Source organism: Bacillus sp. TH19, assembly GCF_016651075.1.
Taxonomy (GTDB): Bacteria; Bacillota; Bacilli; order Bacillales; family Bacillaceae_G; genus Bacillus_A; species Bacillus_A mycoides.
Genome location: NZ_JAEKEO010000007.1, coordinates 2028266 through 2046795, shown reverse-complemented (window position 1 = coordinate 2046795; position 18530 = coordinate 2028266). Strand labels below are relative to the sequence as shown.

17 protein-coding genes are annotated in these 18530 nt (G+C 37.2%); 3 read left to right on the top strand and 14 right to left on the bottom strand.

Annotated elements, in window-relative coordinates; all coding sequences use genetic code 11:
* Positions 1 to 62 precede the first annotated feature (62 nt).
* The 4 genes from JFU54_RS14360 to JFU54_RS14345 form a co-directional block, all read right to left on the bottom strand.
* Positions 63 to 1172: a serine hydrolase gene (locus tag JFU54_RS14360; protein WP_201064878.1), complete on the bottom strand. Its 1110-nt coding sequence runs from the start codon at positions 1170 to 1172 to the stop codon at positions 63 to 65.
* Positions 1173 to 1289: 117 nt separating this feature from the next.
* Entirely contained in the window at positions 1290 to 2222 is a 933-nt protein-coding gene (locus tag JFU54_RS14355) for a nucleoside hydrolase (RefSeq protein WP_002033591.1), read from the bottom strand.
* A 134-nt stretch (positions 2223 to 2356) separates the two neighbouring features.
* On the bottom strand, positions 2357 to 3790 hold the full coding sequence (gene panF, locus JFU54_RS14350; protein ID WP_002087740.1) for a sodium/pantothenate symporter: 1434 nt from the start codon (positions 3788 to 3790) through the stop codon (positions 2357 to 2359).
* Between the two features lie 3 nt (positions 3791 to 3793).
* Positions 3794 to 4072 carry a YhdT family protein gene (locus tag JFU54_RS14345; RefSeq protein ID WP_002014357.1) on the bottom strand — a complete coding sequence of 93 codons (279 nt, stop codon included), beginning with the start codon at positions 4070 to 4072 and terminating at the stop codon, positions 3794 to 3796.
* Positions 4073 to 4344: 272 nt separating this feature from the next.
* On the opposite strand from JFU54_RS14345, the gene dhaS reads away from it, so the two are divergent.
* Positions 4345 to 5829, top strand: a complete 1485-nt coding sequence (gene dhaS, locus JFU54_RS14340) for an aldehyde dehydrogenase DhaS (protein ID WP_002087742.1) — start codon at positions 4345 to 4347, stop codon at positions 5827 to 5829.
* A 50-nt stretch (positions 5830 to 5879) separates the two neighbouring features.
* On the opposite strand, the gene fabG is transcribed toward dhaS, so the two are convergent.
* A complete protein-coding gene (fabG, locus tag JFU54_RS14335) occupies positions 5880 to 6620 on the bottom strand; it encodes a 3-oxoacyl-ACP reductase FabG (protein ID WP_002014354.1) in 741 nt (246 codons plus the stop codon).
* A gap of 133 nt (positions 6621 to 6753) precedes the next feature.
* Here fabG and JFU54_RS14330 point away from each other — a divergent pair, with 133 nt between their 5' ends.
* Entirely contained in the window at positions 6754 to 6903 is a 150-nt protein-coding gene (locus tag JFU54_RS14330; protein WP_002066466.1) for a YfhD family protein, read from the top strand.
* Between the two features lie 74 nt (positions 6904 to 6977).
* On the opposite strand, the gene JFU54_RS14325 is transcribed toward JFU54_RS14330, so the two are convergent.
* The 8 genes from JFU54_RS14325 to JFU54_RS14290 all read right to left on the bottom strand — a co-directional run bounded on the left by JFU54_RS14325 (position 6978) and on the right by JFU54_RS14290 (position 17153).
* A complete protein-coding gene (locus JFU54_RS14325; RefSeq protein WP_201064876.1) occupies positions 6978 to 8831 on the bottom strand; it encodes a terpene cyclase/mutase family protein in 1854 nt (617 codons plus the stop codon).
* 102 nt (positions 8832 to 8933) lie between these two features.
* Entirely contained in the window at positions 8934 to 9359 is a 426-nt protein-coding gene (locus JFU54_RS14320) for a divergent PAP2 family protein (protein ID WP_000447809.1), read from the bottom strand.
* An 80-nt stretch (positions 9360 to 9439) separates the two neighbouring features.
* Complete coding sequence (gene rarD / locus JFU54_RS14315) at positions 9440 to 10381, bottom strand: EamA family transporter RarD (protein ID WP_002014350.1); 942 nt, start codon at positions 10379 to 10381, stop codon at positions 9440 to 9442.
* A 105-nt stretch (positions 10382 to 10486) separates the two neighbouring features.
* Positions 10487 to 10735: a DUF1294 domain-containing protein gene (locus tag JFU54_RS14310; protein ID WP_201064874.1), complete on the bottom strand. Its 249-nt coding sequence runs from the start codon at positions 10733 to 10735 to the stop codon at positions 10487 to 10489.
* A 73-nt stretch (positions 10736 to 10808) separates the two neighbouring features.
* Positions 10809 to 10943, bottom strand: a complete 135-nt coding sequence (locus JFU54_RS14305; protein ID WP_002014348.1) for a hypothetical protein — start codon at positions 10941 to 10943, stop codon at positions 10809 to 10811.
* Between the two features lie 57 nt (positions 10944 to 11000).
* A complete protein-coding gene (locus JFU54_RS14300; protein WP_002087746.1) occupies positions 11001 to 14363 on the bottom strand; it encodes a tubulin-like doman-containing protein in 3363 nt (1120 codons plus the stop codon).
* A gap of 83 nt (positions 14364 to 14446) precedes the next feature.
* Positions 14447 to 16543, bottom strand: a complete 2097-nt coding sequence (locus JFU54_RS14295; protein WP_201064872.1) for a vWA domain-containing protein — start codon at positions 16541 to 16543, stop codon at positions 14447 to 14449.
* A 274-nt stretch (positions 16544 to 16817) separates the two neighbouring features.
* Positions 16818 to 17153, bottom strand: a complete 336-nt coding sequence (locus tag JFU54_RS14290; protein WP_201064870.1) for a hypothetical protein — start codon at positions 17151 to 17153, stop codon at positions 16818 to 16820.
* A gap of 137 nt (positions 17154 to 17290) precedes the next feature.
* Here JFU54_RS14290 and JFU54_RS14285 point away from each other — a divergent pair, with 137 nt between their 5' ends.
* Positions 17291 to 17692, top strand: a complete 402-nt coding sequence (locus tag JFU54_RS14285) for a hypothetical protein (RefSeq protein WP_201064867.1) — start codon at positions 17291 to 17293, stop codon at positions 17690 to 17692.
* A 38-nt stretch (positions 17693 to 17730) separates the two neighbouring features.
* On the opposite strand, the gene JFU54_RS14280 is transcribed toward JFU54_RS14285, so the two are convergent.
* Positions 17731 to 18450 carry a class I SAM-dependent methyltransferase gene (locus JFU54_RS14280; protein WP_016092062.1) on the bottom strand — a complete coding sequence of 240 codons (720 nt, stop codon included), beginning with the start codon at positions 18448 to 18450 and terminating at the stop codon, positions 17731 to 17733.
* Between the last annotated feature and the right edge of the window lie 80 nt (positions 18451 to 18530).

Here is an 18530-nt window from a genome sequence, read left to right as displayed (position 1 = left end):
ACCCAAGGATGGTGAAAAAGTGCTTGTACATAAAAATAAACTCGGCGCTCATAGCACCGAGTTTATTTAATAAAAGTCGCATCATACTTATCACTTTGCAACACTTGAAAGTGTAGATTTGCTAAATGTTTACGTATTTCAGCACTGTCATCTTCATTTAAATTATTTGCCAAGAAAACAATTTCTGTACAGTTTCCGCGTTTATCCATTGCATAAACTGCTTTCGTTACCGTCCATGGTGTATAACCATTCTTTTGTCCAGCATGCCTGAATGTTTTACGATATTTCTTTGCGCTCATATCTGTTTCAACGATATTCGCCCACACTTTTTCTTCCGCTTCTGTAAGACCACCTTGATGATTTGCCTTTTGAAGCAGTACCATATAATGGTTAGCGGAAGCAGCCGGCAATCTATCCGACCAAATTTTGTCGTAACGTTCCTCTAAATACAGAGGAATTTCCTTCTGTAATAATGGTCCCTTCTTTTTTAAGCGTTCATGAATAATCATAGCATATTCACGATATTGCTCTTGAGACATTTCTTTTAACTTTTTCTCTATTTTATATTTTGGAACATGTAATTCTTTATGCAAATATCCCGGAATGTATAAAGATGAAACAATCGGAAATAGCGGTTGATGTGCAGGAAGTGCTAAACTTTGTAAATTCCGATTAATATTGTCTAATCCTAATACCTCCATTAAATATTCAGTATTTGCATTAGAACTAAACTTAACCATTCCTTTTGCAACTTCTTCTAAAGAAACCGCTCCTTCAGTTATCTTTTCTTTTTTTTGCAAATAATTTTGCCATCTATCTTGTGCACCACCATCTGTACCCGGCACATAATAACGATTCACATCATTAATTGAAACGAAACTAGACGGATCGATTTTCCCCTCTGTAACTTGTTTCGTATATTCAAGCGCCACAATTAACTTCATCGTACTAGCAACTGGCAATACAACATCCGGATTTACAGAATACACGACTTTATCATTTCTTTTTATTAAAAGTGCACTATTCTTTTCATCTTTATGTTCTTCAATAAAGGATGCTATATACTGCGCATCATCATTATTTGAACTCCACACTTTTTTCACTAAAAAGTTACCTGATATCAGCAAAACAAAAATACCCACAATCACTGCGCATACTATAGTTTTTTTCAAGTAAAATTCCTCTCCTATTGTGTAACTCTTCTCTATTTATCTCTTAAAAACAAAATAATGGAGATGATTGTTTAAATAATCATCTCCATTATTTTAACTTGTATGCTACTATTATGTCTACGTCATAATTTTCACAAAATCCTCTAGAAACTTTTTATAATGTAAAGACCAGCCAATTTTAACCCAATTTTTCAACGCTTTTGCTTCAGGTTGCGGGCGAAAATCAGCGATACTTTCCCCTTTCGCAACTCCAACCGTATCTACATCAACACGACGATACACGTAATCTAAAATAGATGGATTTGCCGCTACCATCATCGTTACTACATCATGCACTGGGCTCCCTGTTATTTTAGGATTCAGATTTTTATAAGCTTTATAATAATAATTGAAAATCGGTTCTATTAATTTCTTGAAATTCGTTTTAGAATGTTTCGTAATGTATTTCACCATCTCCGGTGTAATAATCGCTTCTGATGTAACGTTAAGCGGTATTAATGTCACATTTTTTGCATTTTGCATAACTAATTGTGATGCAATTGGGTCACCATGAAAATTGGCTTCCGCGACTGGTGTAACATTTCCGGGCATTAAAAAAGCTCCGCCCATTATATAATATTCTTTCACATACTTCATCATTGGTTTTTCTAAAATAAATGCCGTCGCTAATGTTGTTGATCTGCCGGCATCAACAATGATTAGTTCTCCTTTATATTTTTCAATGATATCGAAAAATGCACAAAAAGGTTTAATATTGGGAGAAAAAGTTTTAGGAGGCTTAATAGGTCCCAAACCGTCTACCCCATGAATTTCCGGATAATATGTTACAAAATCCCCAGATAAAGGAATTTTCGCTCCATTAATAACAGGTATATCTTCCCGGCCCGCCATTTGCAATAAATACGCCGCATTACTCGTCGCCTTTTCCTGTGTTACATTCCCATATCCTGTTACTACTCCAACAATATCAATATCAGGATGCAATAATCCATACATAATTGCTAAAGAGTCATCAATTCCTGGGTCTCCTAAAAATAATATTTTTTTCATAGACCTCAACTCCATCCCATCAATTGTTATTACTTTATGAATACATGACGGAATACAGAATGAAAAAGATAAATTTTGTATAAACAAAAAACGTAGGAACTTCATATTAGAAGTTCCTACGTTTTTCTATATTTTCATGCTACTTTTTTCATCGTAACCATACTACCAATTATATAAGAAATAAATGCAAAGCAAATCGGGAAAACAACTGTATGTATACCGAATGGATTAGGGTAGCAAAGGTGAATAAACATATAGGAACCTACTCCAACTAAAATAGATGCGAGAGCTCCAGTTGCATTTCCTTTTTTCCAATATAAACCTAACACAATCGGCCAAATGAACGCTGCTTCTAAACCACCGAAAGAAAATAAATTTAACCAAATTAAAAAGTCTGGTGGCTTAATAGCGGCAGCATATACGAGTAATCCTACGATACCAGTAATCAATAGGCTACCTTTCTTTATCGTACTATCCGCGGCATCTTTATTTATGTAGTTCACATATATATCTTTAATAATTGACGAACTTACAAGTAATAATAATGAGTTCACAGTAGACATTATCGCTGCCATTGGTGCAGCTAAGAAAACTCCAGCTAACCAAGGTGGCAACACTTCCATCGCGAGTAGCGGCATTACTTTATCTGGTACCGTTATGCCTGGAAGGACTACTCTTGCAAACACACCTGTTAAATGCATACCAATCATAATTGTACCGACGACAACCGTTCCAATGATTAATGCTTGGTGCATAGCTTTTGAATTTTTATAAGACATAGCACGCACACTAATTTGCGGTAATCCAACGACACCAATCCCAATTAAAATCCAAAATGATGTGACATATGATTTCGTTAAACTTCCATCCGCTCCGAACGGTGTTATTAGATTTGGATTAATTTGAATAAGTTCCTGCATAATCTTTTCAACTCCGCCACCAGCAATGACAGTAGCAATTAAAATGATTGTTGTTCCGACTAACATAATGATTCCTAATAACGTATCTGATAAAGCGACTGCACGAAATCCACCAATTAACACATACACAAGTACAGAAAATGTAAATAAAAATAGTGCCGTTGTGTAGGAAAGTCCTGTTAGCGACTCAATTAATCGTCCGCCGCCAACCCACTGGGCTACTGTTGCTGAGAACAAAAAGATTATAATACATAACGCAGAAAGAACAACTACCGCTTTATTATTGTATCTGCCCTTTAAATAATCAATAAGCGTAATTGCTTCCATCTTTCTAGCGATAATTGCAAACTTTTTACCAATAACCGTTAAAACGATATATCCTGTTACAACTTGAATCGCTGATAACAGCACCCATCCAAGCCCCATATTGTAAGCAATACCAGGCCCGCCGATAAAGCTACTTGCACTACCGTACGTAGCAATCATCGTCATAGCTAATAATAAGCCACCAAGTTCACGCCCACCAAGAAAATATTCTTGTAAAAATTTATTATTAGCGGTTGCTTGTACACGTCTTGATGCATATACACCAATTAAAAACACAACGATAAAAGAAATTATCATTGGGATTATTACATACCAATTCATCTATCATTCCTCACTTTTTTCTTCCTCATCGAGTGAAATATCTTGAAATAAAAAACGAACAACTAAAATAAGCAAAATAACCATTACGATAAATCCAACGATACAGCTATAAAAAAACCATGCTGGAAAACCTAATACATATGTATATTCACTCGGATCCTTACTTCCAAGCCCATAGGCAAATCCATACCATATTATAAAATTAATAATAGCTAATCCAAGACCAATTAACGCTTCTCTATGGGCAACTCGAAAGCGCGGATCATCATGATAATTCTTCATTTTCCCCCTCCTCTCACGATGTATAATTGTACCACTGTTTTTCTAGTTTTTCCTACTAGAAAACAAAAACGCGCAGGATTTTTTGTAATTATATAGAATACAATGTTTCATTACATATTTTTTACAATTGTAACGAAAATGAAATTTGAATTTTCAGCATTTTTTATTTATGATTTTAAGTAGAGGCTTTTCATCTAGTTCCCACATCCTTGATTTCGGAATAAACGCCGTCTCGTACTGCGTTTAAATTATATTTTCAAGGGGGTTATACAATGAGTCAACTAGCTGTAAATCTTCATGAAAAGGTAGAGAAATTTCTTCAAGGCACAAAGAAACTATATGTGAACGGAGCGTTCATTGAAAGCGCTTCCGGAAAAACATTTAAAACGCCTAACCCAGCAACTGGTGAAACACTCGCTATCGTTGCTGAAGCTGGTCGCGAAGACATTCATAAAGCTGTGGTAGCTGCTCGAATGGCTTTCGATGAAGGTCCTTGGTCACGCATGAGCACTGCTGAACGCAGCCGTCTTATGTACAAGCTCGCTGATTTAATGGAAGAGCATAAAGAAGAGCTCGCACAGCTCGAAACGTTAGATAACGGAAAGCCAATCCGTGAAACAATGGCGGCAGACATACCACTTGCAATTGAGCATATGCGCTATTATGCTGGCTGGGCGACGAAAATTGTTGGTCAAACAATTCCTGTTTCCGGTGATTACTTTAACTATACACGCCATGAGGCTGTCGGTGTCGTCGGTCAAATTATCCCTTGGAACTTCCCACTTCTTATGGCAATGTGGAAAATGGGAGCTGCGCTTGCTACAGGATGTACAATCGTTTTAAAACCTGCAGAACAAACTCCACTATCCGCTCTATACTTAGCTGAATTAATTGAAGAAGCTGGATTCCCGAAAGGTGTTATTAATATCGTTCCTGGATTCGGTGAATCAGCTGGACAAGCACTTGTTAATCATCCACTCGTTGATAAAATTGCATTTACTGGTTCTACTCCAGTCGGTAAACAAATTATGCGACAAGCATCTGAATCATTGAAACGTGTTACTTTAGAGCTTGGCGGTAAATCACCGAACATTATTTTACCAGACGCCGACTTATCTCGCGCGATTCCTGGTGCACTTTCTGGTGTTATGTTTAACCAAGGACAAGTATGCTCTGCTGGATCACGCTTATTTATTCCAAAGAAAATGTATGATAATGTCATGGCTGATCTCGTCCTCTATTCTAAAAAACTAAATCAAGGTGTCGGTCTTAACCCTGAAACAACAATCGGTCCTCTCGTTTCCGAAGAACAACAAAAACGTGTAATGAGCTACATTGAAAAAGGGATTGAAGAAGGCGCTGAAGTACTTTGCGGAGGAAGTAATCCATTCGATCAAGGCTACTTCGTTTCTCCTACAGTATTCGCTGACGTAAATGACGAAATGACGATCGCAAAAGAAGAAATTTTCGGTCCAGTTATTTCTGCAATACCTTTTAACGATATTGATGAAGTAATTGAACGTGCAAATAAATCACAATTCGGCTTAGCGGCTGGTGTGTGGACAGAAAATGTTAAAACAGCACACTATGTTGCAAGTAAAGTACGTGCTGGTACTGTATGGGTAAACTGTTATAACGTCTTTGATGCAGCATCTCCATTTGGAGGATTTAAACAATCCGGTCTTGGCCGCGAAATGGGATCTTACGCGCTGAACAACTATACAGAAGTGAAGAGCGTTTGGATTAACTTAAATTAACGAGAAGGAACCTGACCTACTCGGTCAGGTTCTTTTCATTATGTATTCATTTACACTTGCAACCCACCGCTCACATTTAATACCTCTCCTGTAATGTAAGACGCATACTCTGATGCTAAAAAGGCAGCTGCGTTTGCAATATCTTCCGGCGTTCCGATTCTTCCAACTGGAATCGCTCCAACCATTTTCTCTTTTACTTTATCCGGTATTGTTTTTGTCATATCAGTATCCATAAACCCTGGACAAATCGCATTACACGTAATACCAAAACTTCCAACCTCTTTCGCTGCTGTTTTTGTTAAGCCTACAACCCCTGCTTTTGTAGCCGCATAATTTGCTTGTCCAATGTTTCCTTCCCTACTAATAGAAGAAATATTAATAATCCGTCCATACTGTTGTTGTCTCATATAAAGAAGTGCTGGCTGCATACAATAAAAAACGCCAGTTAAGTTCACTTGTAATACTTGTTCCCAAGCAGACTTCTCCATCTTATGTAACATTGCATCTTTTGTAATCCCAGCGTTATTCACTAAAATATGTAATGTACCAAATTTTTGCACCGCATATTCAATTAACGACTTCGCTTCATTTTGATTACTCACATCACATCGATATAAACTCACATCATACCCTTCATCTGATAATTCACGTGTCGTTTCTTGTAGCTTCTCTTCATTTACATCACTAATTAATACTTTGGCCCCTAGTTTTGCAAAAACTCGTGCGATTTCTTTTCCAATCCCCTGCGCAGCACCCGTTACAACAGCTGTTTTCCCATTCAACAATTCCATCTCTATCCCCCATTTCTATTAGTTATATTGTATATTTCGGCTCTATGCTTTCCAAATCCTCTTTGTATAAAAAAGTCTATTTGTGTCAAACTAACTTTGCAACGCCGCATAAAACACAAGGAGATTGTGTCGAATGAAAAAAAAAAATGTAAATCGAAACAAAGCTGCCGATGGCATTGATGTTGAGTTCGCTCGCGAACTCGCTGACCACAATGACTTAGAAGCAAACGCACGTGCAAATGCCGCTGATGCACGTCAAAAACGCCAATCAACAGAAAAATAAGGAACTACAACGTTCCTTATTCTTTTCAACAGGGACCTACTACCCATCAAAATAAACCGAGAATATCTCTCGGTTTATTTTCTATATTTCTTTACGTAGTGCGCTAAAGCAAGTAACGGATATATATGCCCATAACTATGATAGCGAATATAAAAGCCCCCCGGTAACCCTGTACCAGTAGGATATTTTTCATTCATAGTAGACTGCGCGAGCAAATATGAAATTCCTTTTCGAATAATCGGTGTTTCTTGATCGTAGTAAGAAATGAGTGCATCAAGTGCCCACGCTGTTTGTGACGGCGTACTAAAAGGTAAAGAAATAAATTTTTTCTCTACACTACTTTGACAGGATTCTCCCCACCCTCCGTCTTCATGCTGCAAATGTTCGAGCCATGAAGCTGCTTTTTTCAACGCTGGATGAGTAGAAGGCACTCCTAATGCACGTAAGCCTGTCATCGTTGCCCATGTCCCATATATATAACATATCCCCCATTTTCCATACCATGATCCATTCTGTTCCTGTACATCCATTAACCATTTGATAGCTTTCTTTTTTTGCTCTTCAAGCAACTCATTCGGTGCATACGTTCCGAATAATTCTAACACCCTACCTGTAATATCTGGTGTGGACGGATCGGTTATCATATCACTCGCATTTTCAATCGGCAAATTCGATAGTAACTTGCTCGTTACCCCTCGTTCAAAAGCTCCCCAGCCTCCATCATTGTTTTGCAATCCTTTCACCCATTCCACGCCTCTTCCCCACGCATCATCTACTCTATCATTCCCTCTACTTCGCGCTAACGCTCTAAGGGCAGCTGTAGTATCGTCTATATCAGGGATCGTCGTATTAACATCTGAAAATCCCCAACCGCCAGCTACAAGTGATGATGCATGTACGCTCCAATCTACCTTTTTAGTTTGTTGTTTTTGCAATAAATACTCCGTCGCCCTTTGAATCATCTTATTTTCATTTGTAACTTTAGCTTCTTGCAATGAATAGCTAAGTAAAGCGGTATCCCATACGGTAGAAGGAGAATTTTGCAAATGACTTCCTCTGTCCATCTTCCATATATAAGATTTTAATCCTGTCACAGCTTTCTCAATAATTGGAGACTTAATAGAGTGCCCTAATGCAAGCAAAGCATAAATCATATAAAACGTAGCACTGGCGTAACTATATAATGTTCCATTTTCATCTATACGCTCCTTCATAAAGCGCTCTACTTCTTCGTATCCTTTATGATGTAACGATAATGGATAAGATATTACCTTTTTCACATCACCTAAAAACGATTGAAACAGCGGAGACCGCTCCTCTCGAAACCATTGCCCACCCCCGCCTGCAATATGATTTAAATTTGGCAATAACTTTTTCTCTACACGGAATCTCTTATTCATACAAATCATCATCGGAATTAAATGTATACGCGCTGAGCTGCTTAGCCCAAATATACTGAGGGGGGAGTCATCTTGTAAAAATAAGATTGGCGTTGGAAAGTGAAAAAGCGCAGGAAATTCATATTCTCCATGAATCGCTAATAAAAATTTCGTCATAAAATGAGCACGAGAAACTCCCCCGTGTTCCTTAATAAACATTTCAGCTCGCCTCATATTCATAGCTTCTTTCGAATATCTTTCCGAAGCAAGTAAAGCAGCATATGCTTGAATCGTCGCGGATAAATTCCCTCCCTTTTCATCTTCGTATAATTTCCAAGTCCCTTCATTTGTTTGAAGAGATACTAACCTTTTCACAAACGGTTCTATTTCGTCATTTCGCCCTAATAATTTGAGTAAAAAAATCATGTGACAATCCGTTAGCAAAGCTCCTTCAAAACAAAATTGCCACGTTCCGTCTTGCCTTTGCATCGTTTGAAGTGCAGTCGTTCTCCGCTCTATCTCCTCATACACTTTGTCATATAGTAGCACACCGCTCACCCACCCTTTCTAAGTCCGTATACGATATTCGAAAACTCATCTAAATATGTATGAAAACAAAGAAAAGCAGAACGTGCATTACACACATTCTGCTTACAAACAATACCCAACCCCGACAACAATTCCTAATAGTGCACCAACAACAACTTGATACGGTGTATGTCCAACGAGCTCATTTAACTTTTTATATTCTGTTTGTCTACCATGAAAAAAATCATTCAATATTTTCGCTTGCTTACTTACCGCAAGCCTTACTCCTGAAGCATCGTACATAACAATAATGGCAAAAATAGCGGCAACCGCAAATATTGGACTCTCCACACCTTCCACCACTCCGACACCTGTAGCAAGTGCAGTAACAGTCGAAGCATGCGAACTTGGCATTCCACCTGAAGCAAAGAACTTAGCAAAATCAAACTCGCCTGTTTTTATTAATTTAAAAACGACTTTCGTTAACTGTGCTAAAAACCAAGAAATTATAGCTGCTATAAGTGGATCATTATGTAAAATTGTTTCCATGTTTTTCAGCTCCTCACTGACTATAATGGAATTTCTATATAATATAAGTATAAAGAAAAATGCGTAGAAAATACTACGCATTATGATACTTTTGCTGATTTATTTTTAATAAATTTTGGTTGCTTCTGTAGTAGAAACTTTGTTTTCGCCATTGAAAAGACAAATAAAGCAATCCATATACAGAAAAACGCAATCATATGAGTAGATGTGAAATGTTCACCAAAAACGAACACACCTAAAATTAAACTAATAGTCGGCGCGATGTATTGTAAAAATCCTATCATATAGAGCGGAATAAGTTGTGCTCCTTTAGCAAAATAAAAGAGTGGTAACGCTGTAACAATACCTGCCCCTATTAAAAGAAACGTTGATATTGCCGAAATAGAACCGAACGAACCAAAGCCATGAACTCCTGTCATAAACAAATATATAAGTGCAAATGGCGTCACTAACATCGTTTCCATCGTAAGCCCAATTGTTGCATCATAATTTAATAATTTTTTCGTTAATCCATATAATCCAAATGAAAAAGCAAGTGAAAGAGAAACCCATGGAATTGATCCGAAACGTATCGTTAAAATAACAACGCCCAATCCAGCTAAACCAACCGCAACATATTGCCAAAAATTAAGCTTCTCTTTTAAAACAACTGTACCAAGTAAAATACTTATAAGTGGATTAATATAATACCCAAGACTTGCTTCGATTACATGGTTATGATTTACGGCCCATATGTATACAAACCAGTTTCCACTAATAAGTACCGAAGCAATTGTTAATGACATTAATAATTTAGGTCGTTTAAAAAGGGCCACTAACTCCCCACCAAACTGACGAAACCTCTTCGTTACTCCTAAAACTAACAACATAAAAACAAATGCCCAAACGATGCGATGCGCTAATATTTCATCTGCCGGTACTTCCTCCACCCATTTCCAATAAATCGGAAGGACTCCCCACATCGTATACGCACCTGCTGCATATATAATCCCCTGCTTTTGCTCTGCTGTTTGACTCCCCATCTTCCTTTTTCTCCTCTTCTCTTTTTTTCTTCATTATAAAGTCTCACATACTTACTTTACCAATATTCAATCTGCATTTCTTTCGACATTCCTCTTGCAAATCCTTTATATGTATAAAAACACTCCTACTGTTATAATAACGAGCACTGGAATACCGAAGACAAATTTACCTTTATGTGTCTTATGATGAAACATATACATACCAATCCAAGCTCCAACCGCTCCTCCAGCTACAGCTGATAAAAACAACGTACTTTCTGGCGTTCTCCACTGTTTTTTCTTTGCTTTTCGCTTATCAATCCCCATCATACTAAATGCTATAACGTTAATAATAATAAAGTATATCCATTTCATCTTATTCTCTCCCTTAAAAAATTCGCTTTATTGTAACACGAAAAAACCACGCAGGCGAGTAGCCTGCATGGTTTTATAATTCAGTCTCTTGATTTTCTTGTTCTTTCTGTTCTTCCATTTGTTGTTCAGCGATTTCCGCTGAAATCATTCCATAATAAATTTCTGGATATAATCCAAATATTTGATATACACTACCTAAAAACGGCATCGGAATCCCTCATTTCTAAAGTTGTATTGTCATTCTTAAGGATTCCCTTTTCACTCATTATACATTCGTTTTTGGCACTTCTTCTTCATCGGGAACATGTAATATATTTTGCCATTTTTTATAAGGCGCACTATTTGGATCCACATACCCTTTCGCATACGAACGATCCCACAATTGTTTCATAAACATCTCTTTCTCTTTCTTTGCAACCATATCTGCACCTGTTCCGTAATAGTTTTGGAAATACAGCTCAATTTCATCAAGGAATAACCTTAACAAATCGTCAGATGTTTCTTCTAACGTCGGGTCATATTTTGCCTCACGGTCATACATTAAAATCATATCTAAAATATTATGAACATGCTCTTTACGGAGCCATCTTATATCTTGAGCGCCTAATACAAATGCATGTGTATATAAATGTCCACCTTGTATCATTGCCTTTTCTTGTTCTTCTTCAAATCGTGACAAGATGTTTTCATAAATAAACGGATTATGAAGCAATGCTCTGTGCAACTTATAACTTTCACTTGAAATATTTTTCCCCATCGACTGGATTAAAAAGCTACGGCCGACACCATTATATTGATACACGAATTGTCCATCAACAGCAACTAAGCTAATCCAGCGATACATATACGCGTATAGAAGAGCACGATTACATTTGTCGTAATCTAACTTCGTTTGCGTTGCATTCAAGTCTGGCATAAAGGCTGGTAAGTGCCAATATTTATCTAAATGCGGCGTCAAACTAGATTTTTTACTATTTAATTTGTTCACGCGGCGATAATACGATTGAAAATAATCACCTTTATCGTTCATAAAACCATTCGCAATATGTCCAGATGAAAGCTTAGGAAAATCTTGTAGCGATAATCCGTAATGAGCACGATAACAAATCACTTCAAATGGTGAAAACGCCTCGTTTACCGTATCTTTTTCTTTAAACATTTCTTGCAATAACTCTTCTTGCAATTCTTGTTTTAAAGATGGATGTACGCCCCAATATTGTAATTCTCTATGATGAGAAACTTTCGGAACGAACGGACTTGCTAAATGGAAAAGATCTTCAATTTTTTCACGAACGTATTCATCACGATCACGCTTCTTGAAATCTGCTTCTTTTCGCAATGCTTCAACGATATTAAGCTCTAATTTGTCACGATAGCGCACTTGAAGTTCGTCATAACAATAACTCAATATATGTTCACGATAGAAGTCTTCCACCTTTTTCGACTGAATTTCTTCGGCTTTCGCATCACGACAATATTCCCCGTACAAGCTCATATAAATTTCGGACGATATATCTTTCGGTAATACACCTAAATTTAAATGTTGCTGCATATCTTGCCAAATCTTTTCTTGCAATTTCTCTTCAGCTAATACGTACACATTCGTCGGGTTCGTTTTCCCCTCAAATTCCTTGCTTCGCTTTTGGATTTCAAACAATAAATTTTCACGTGTTTCGTATAAATTATCAAAGAATCTTTCCCAATATTGAATCATTTTATCAACTGCTTGGTATAGCGATTGATACACGAGTTCTAACAACATTTCTTTACGATACTCACTTAATTTGTGTACGTACTGCGTTACAATATCTTCAAATTCTTTTTTAAACAAACGCTGCTGATTATTAATCATTTTTCCAAACCAGCCTTGTTGCTGCGCAATTTCAACGCGGCGAACAGCCGTTACAGTTCCATCAATATTACTCACATTAAATTTCTTATCGTAGTTTTGAATTAAATTACGCTTTTGTTCATTATTTTCATGTAGTCGATTCATCTTCTCTACTAACTGCTTACGAATTTCATACAGCATAAAACGTGCTGCAACTGGATGAACTGGATCCGTTTTCTTTAAAAACCATGTATTTAATTGATAAGACTGTCCTTCTGAGCCACTCGGTGTAAAGCGGTCTGATTCGATCATGTCATATAAAAGGGTAGTAACATGCTCATGTACACGACTCGGAATGGCATAAGCATATAAACGAACCGCATGATCAACTCTCGCTACTTCCCCCTTCATTTGTTCCATCATTTTAAGCTTCGCAGCCGATATTTTGCACTCATGCTGCAGGCGGTTTAATTCCTCATCTTTTTGCACTGTACGGTGTACGTAACTCTCTACAGCATCTAAAAACAATTTTGATTTTGCAACACCGAGCTTACCACCCTCTGCCCCTTCACGTGTTTCATGGTACATTTGTCTATAAAAAATATGAGCTTGTTCTGGCCGAGTAGCAAGATGCTCTAAGTCTTCTAAATAACTTTTCCCGCGCTCTGGCTTTTCACGCTGCATACCGCGTTTTACATCTTGATCGTATCTTTGCTTTTTTTCTTGAAACAGTTGATCTAAATGAAGCCAAGATTCATCTAAACCTTGCACCGCCCATTTTAAAGCACAGTATTTCAAAACGTGCTCATACGGATAAATAAGTTTTGCCGTTCCTGCTCCGCAATATCTCCCTTTCCCACTCGATTCTGCCAATTGCTGAATTTGATTATCTTCTTGAGCAAAATGATTTGCAGACATTGGACTAAATAACTGTAAATAAATCGTATTTGCCATTTGCTCCATATAATCCGATAAATTGTGCAAATGGTGCCCATGTAAATTTTCATAATCATATAAGAAACAATAATTGTATGGTAAATGATGCTGCTTTATCGTATGGTTTGTTCTTCCATCTTCATCCACTTGATCAGGACGATATTCTAATTCAATCGTTACGCCGCCTCGTTTTGATAATTCACCAGTCGATCCAAGCGTAATAGCGTGCAACTCTTTTAACGATGCATAACCATTCGCTTGCACAGTTTCAAACTCTTTCGCACTAACCGTTCTCGTCTTAACTAAAACATCTGGCATTAAAAACGCACCGCGAATTAAAATGTTATGATGCTGCAATTTCTTCCGGAGCATCTCACGCAAATATAATGCGATTTGTAAAAACATCCCTGAACCTGTTCCGCCGGCTAGTGATGTTACAATAATGACACGTACACCATATTCGGTTTGATCACTTGTAACTGGAAAAATCTTCTCGATTTCTTGCCAAAACGATGTGAGTTTATCTTCTTTCATCGCAGCACGTAACGCTAACCGTGAAATGACGCGTAACTGTCCAGCCCCTTCTGTTAACGGTTTATCAAGTATAGTCGGGTCCATCGGAAACCACTCTGGAATCGTTGGATCTCCCGCAATATACTCTCTCGGTGTTTTACTCGAGCTCGTTTGCGTCTTAAACTTCCGAATATGATCAAATTTACTCAATGTATTCACATCTGTATCAAATACATGCATCGCTACCTTTTTACGACGCTCCTCAGGTAATCTTTCATATATTTGATGTGTGACAGTACTACCGATTCCACCTAAACCAATTAAAATTGTTGGAACTTGTAATGTCATGTGAACCACCTTCCTATTCTTGCTTGTTTGAAAAGAAGAATAAAGAGAGCCGGGCCTCCTCCGCCCCTCTTACACCCTATCTACTATTCACATTCGTACCGGTAAATCTCCTTACCATATCCTCTATCAATTACTAAAAGTTCATTTGGATACAACGTCTTATGCACCATTCCTACCTCTTCCTCTGTTATAAACATCCCATCAATAATCATCCCAACCACTTGCGATTCTTTTGCTACAAATATAGATTTCGATCCTTTTTTCGCTATTAATGTTACAGATTGCACCGTCTTTCTTTCTGCTCGGAATGGAATGCCAAAATAGTGCTTCCACCATTTATTTTTAAGTAACTCTGGTTCAGATTGATAAAGCCAATCTTTCGCTACTTCTTGATCCCATTCGTAATACAGTAATGCTTTCCTATGAAATCTCGGACGAACAATCCATCCTAAAATAATAATCCCTACTATTAAAAGTAATAAAGTAATAGGAATTACAAATTTAAAAACGAGCGCATACTTCTCAAAAAACGGCGCATTTTCAATGTGCAGTACAATCTTTTCCTTTACTTCTTGTAATTTTGAATCATTGATCGTGATGGTAGCCTCTACGGTGCCGGTATCTGTAAAATTGAATGTGTCGGAGTAATAAGGTCGAGGATAAACATAAACTTGACTACCATGCTGTTTTAATTCATAGTTGATCGATTGATTCGATGTGACACCAGTAGATTTTAATAGTTTCTTTACAGCCTCTTCTGTCATCGGTTTACCATTTAACTGGGGCTGTAAAATAAATGGTTTACTATTTTCTAAATTTGTTACCTTTTCTTCATAATCTTTCGTAACAGCTTGAAGTGTTAATTTTGGTTTTTCAGCTGGTTCAATCTTGAATTCTTTCGTCTGTCTATAAAATCCCTTTATATTCATATGGACTTTCCCGCGTACTAACTCTTTACCAACCTTTGTCTCGTAATAAAACACATGTCTTTTATCATCCCACTTCATCGGATACTGCTTTCCGTCTATTTCTACTTCTGCTTCGAAATAAGAAGTTTGAATTGGTAATTCAGTAGGTTTCGCTTCAATAACAGCTGTCACACCTTCATACATTTTCTCAACATTTTGTCTATCTTTATCATCTTTGTCGTACGTAGAAACAGTATAATTAAGCGCTGGTTCAACAAGTACTTGTAATCCCTCTTTTTCAATGTCCTGATCCACTTCTATCGTATATGTCCCTGGCTTAATCACTTCCTGATTCGCTGTACTTACATGCACTATATTTCCGAATAATTTAGCTTCTCCTGGTGCATGTATAGAAAAAGAAGACTGCAATTGTAACGGTTTGGAAAGTTGCATAACTTTATAATTAGACAAAGAAGGTGATTGTCGTACAAGCGTCATACGCTTTAATGGAAACGGTGTTGTAATCTCTACTTTTTTCCCTACTATTTTCGTTTTGACAATCGACTCAACAGAAGAAAATGGATCACGATTTGCAACTAATGCTGCCACTTGATTCACACTTTGTACAATACCATCCTCACCGCTAGACGGCATGACAACTCCATTCATTTCTTTTTTCCAAATCTCTTTAAACGTATTTAACTGCAGCTTCTCTTGCTGCCCTAAATCCTCTTCCATCGTGATTAAGACTGGGTGTAAAGAGATCTTTTTAGAATCCATCTCTTTCTTAAACTGTGCTAACTTCTGTGTAATTTGTTCTTTTCCGCCAATCTTATCTTTCTCCAAATCATTAAATGCCCCGTCAGTTAATACAATAAGCCAAAATTCACGTTTCCCATCTATATCTGCTTCCTTTTTTATAGATTGCATCGCCGTTTCTACTGCGCTAAATGGAGTATTTAAATATGTTTTCCACGCCCCAATCCCCTCAATTTCTGTTTGCCTTTGATCCTTTGTTAATGAAATGTTTAATGGAGCATCCGGCTTACTCATTGGAACGTAAGAAAATTTATCTTTCTCATCTAATAGCGCAACTAAACTTTGCAAGGCGTAATTGGCATACTTCCAGCGATCGTTATTTCTCATGCTGCCCGAATCATCATATACAAGTGAAACGACCCTTTCCTTTGCCTCCTCTCCTTTTGCAAAAACTGAAAAAGGTAAACATATAAATAGAAACAGCATGAACGTGGCACAAATTCGAATTTTCATGATGAGGCTTCGCCACCTTTGTAGACAAATTCCTATGTTTAAATTTATGAGAGGAAACAAGATATATGACTTGTATTTTAGGACAACAGTTCAAAGCAATTACATTATGTAAACAAAAATGAACTACTCCCATATTTTATTTCGAATTTTTTCCTTATTATATATCTGAAATAATACATAGATTTCATACTTTTCCCGCTATAAATTCCACCATTAAAGTTTGATTTTCTTTTCAATACAAGAAATAAAGAGCACGCTATAATTAGCGCACTCTTTACTTCTTCACATATACTTCAACAATCGGATTTTCCTTTTGATCTGCATGTAAACGTATATTCTCTTCACCCGTATTATAAATGCTAGCTACCAGCATAACTGTTAACAAATTAGGGATTTTCCCGTCACTCCCATATTTTCGTTCAAGAGCTTCTGTATACTCGAAATCCAAATCCCCCTGCACATATGTATACACTTCAAAACCATCTTCCAAATTACATACGACCGTATCAATAATATCCGCTCCTACTTGTTTCTTCATTTCACCTCGCAGTGCTTCTATTAATTCCTCCCAAGGAACTTCGTACGTCTGAAATTGGTCTGTAGATTTCATTTCTCTTCCTCCTCGTTATGTATCCTGTTCGTATATTTCCCCTTTCGTATAACAATTATGATAGATAGGTCATTCGTACAAGCCGCACTTGTCCTGCTTACATATCGTATTACGGTAATACGGAAGGAGGAAAGAACATGCATAGACAAAAATGTTATAATACATGCCAACGTTATTTCGGAAAAGTTGTTCGAATTGAAGATCGTGATGGTCATATCCATTTAGGAAAAATAATAGACGTGACAAATGATTCTGTTTGGATTGAGCCAGTACAGCAGCGTTCATCTTTTGATACAGGATTTGGATACCATGGCGCATATTTAAATGGCGGATGTGATATTTGCGGCGGTCTTAGCAGATGTGATAACTGTGGATTTGGATGTGGTGGTGGATTCGATGGTGGATTCGGTAGTGGATTCGGTGGCTGCGGATGTGGTCGTCGTGGTTGCGGCGGTTGTGGCTTTGGCGGTGGCTGGGGCCTTGAACTCGGATTTGGCTTTATTTTTGGAATTACTTTGGCTGCATTATTTTTCATCTAACATAGTAAAGAGTTGACTATCTTTAGCCAACTCTTTTTCTATTTTTCACATATAAAAATCCGATGCCCTAAAATATGTTGATACATAAGCAGTACTTGTTCGTGTTGCACCCACGCCTCATACAATTCTTCCGGAATAAACGGTGATACATTCCACTCTGGCTCTTCCACATGTCCTGCAACTGTTTCTGCAATAGTTCCGCCACCGGCAATTGTAATTCTTTTAAAATTTGCTGCTTTAAATAAATGAATCCACTCATTCTCAGTTAATAATTCTTTCATACCGTATAACTGTCCAATCTTTTCCTCCTCTTTCTTCTCAATATGTTTTTCGGTAATCATTTCAATGACAACAAGCTTTCCATCCTTTTGTAATACACGATAACATTCCGAAATAACCTTTTCTTTATTTGTAAAAGCGAGTATAGATTCTCCAAGTACAAGCTCAAAAGAATCATTTAAACACGGTAACCCTTCTACATCGCCTTGAATCAATTGTATATTTAAACCATCAAACAACCATCTATCTTTCGCTTTTTGAATCATAATTTCATTCTTTTCAACCGCTGTCACTTTATAACCCAATTCTTTTGTCATATACGCCGCTGTTTTCCCAGTACCGCAACCTATCTCAAGAACATTTGCTCCGTGTCTAAGTGGCAATTGAGATAGCAATTGCTTCGTTAACGTAAAACCACCAGGATGAGCACTCCCTATTCCGTAATAAGCTAGAAAATCAATGTATGTGTTTCGTTTCATGAGATTCTCCTTTGAGTTTTCTATAATACATATATTCATCCATAAAAAAATAGTGCACAGAAAAACAAGCATTTTCAAGT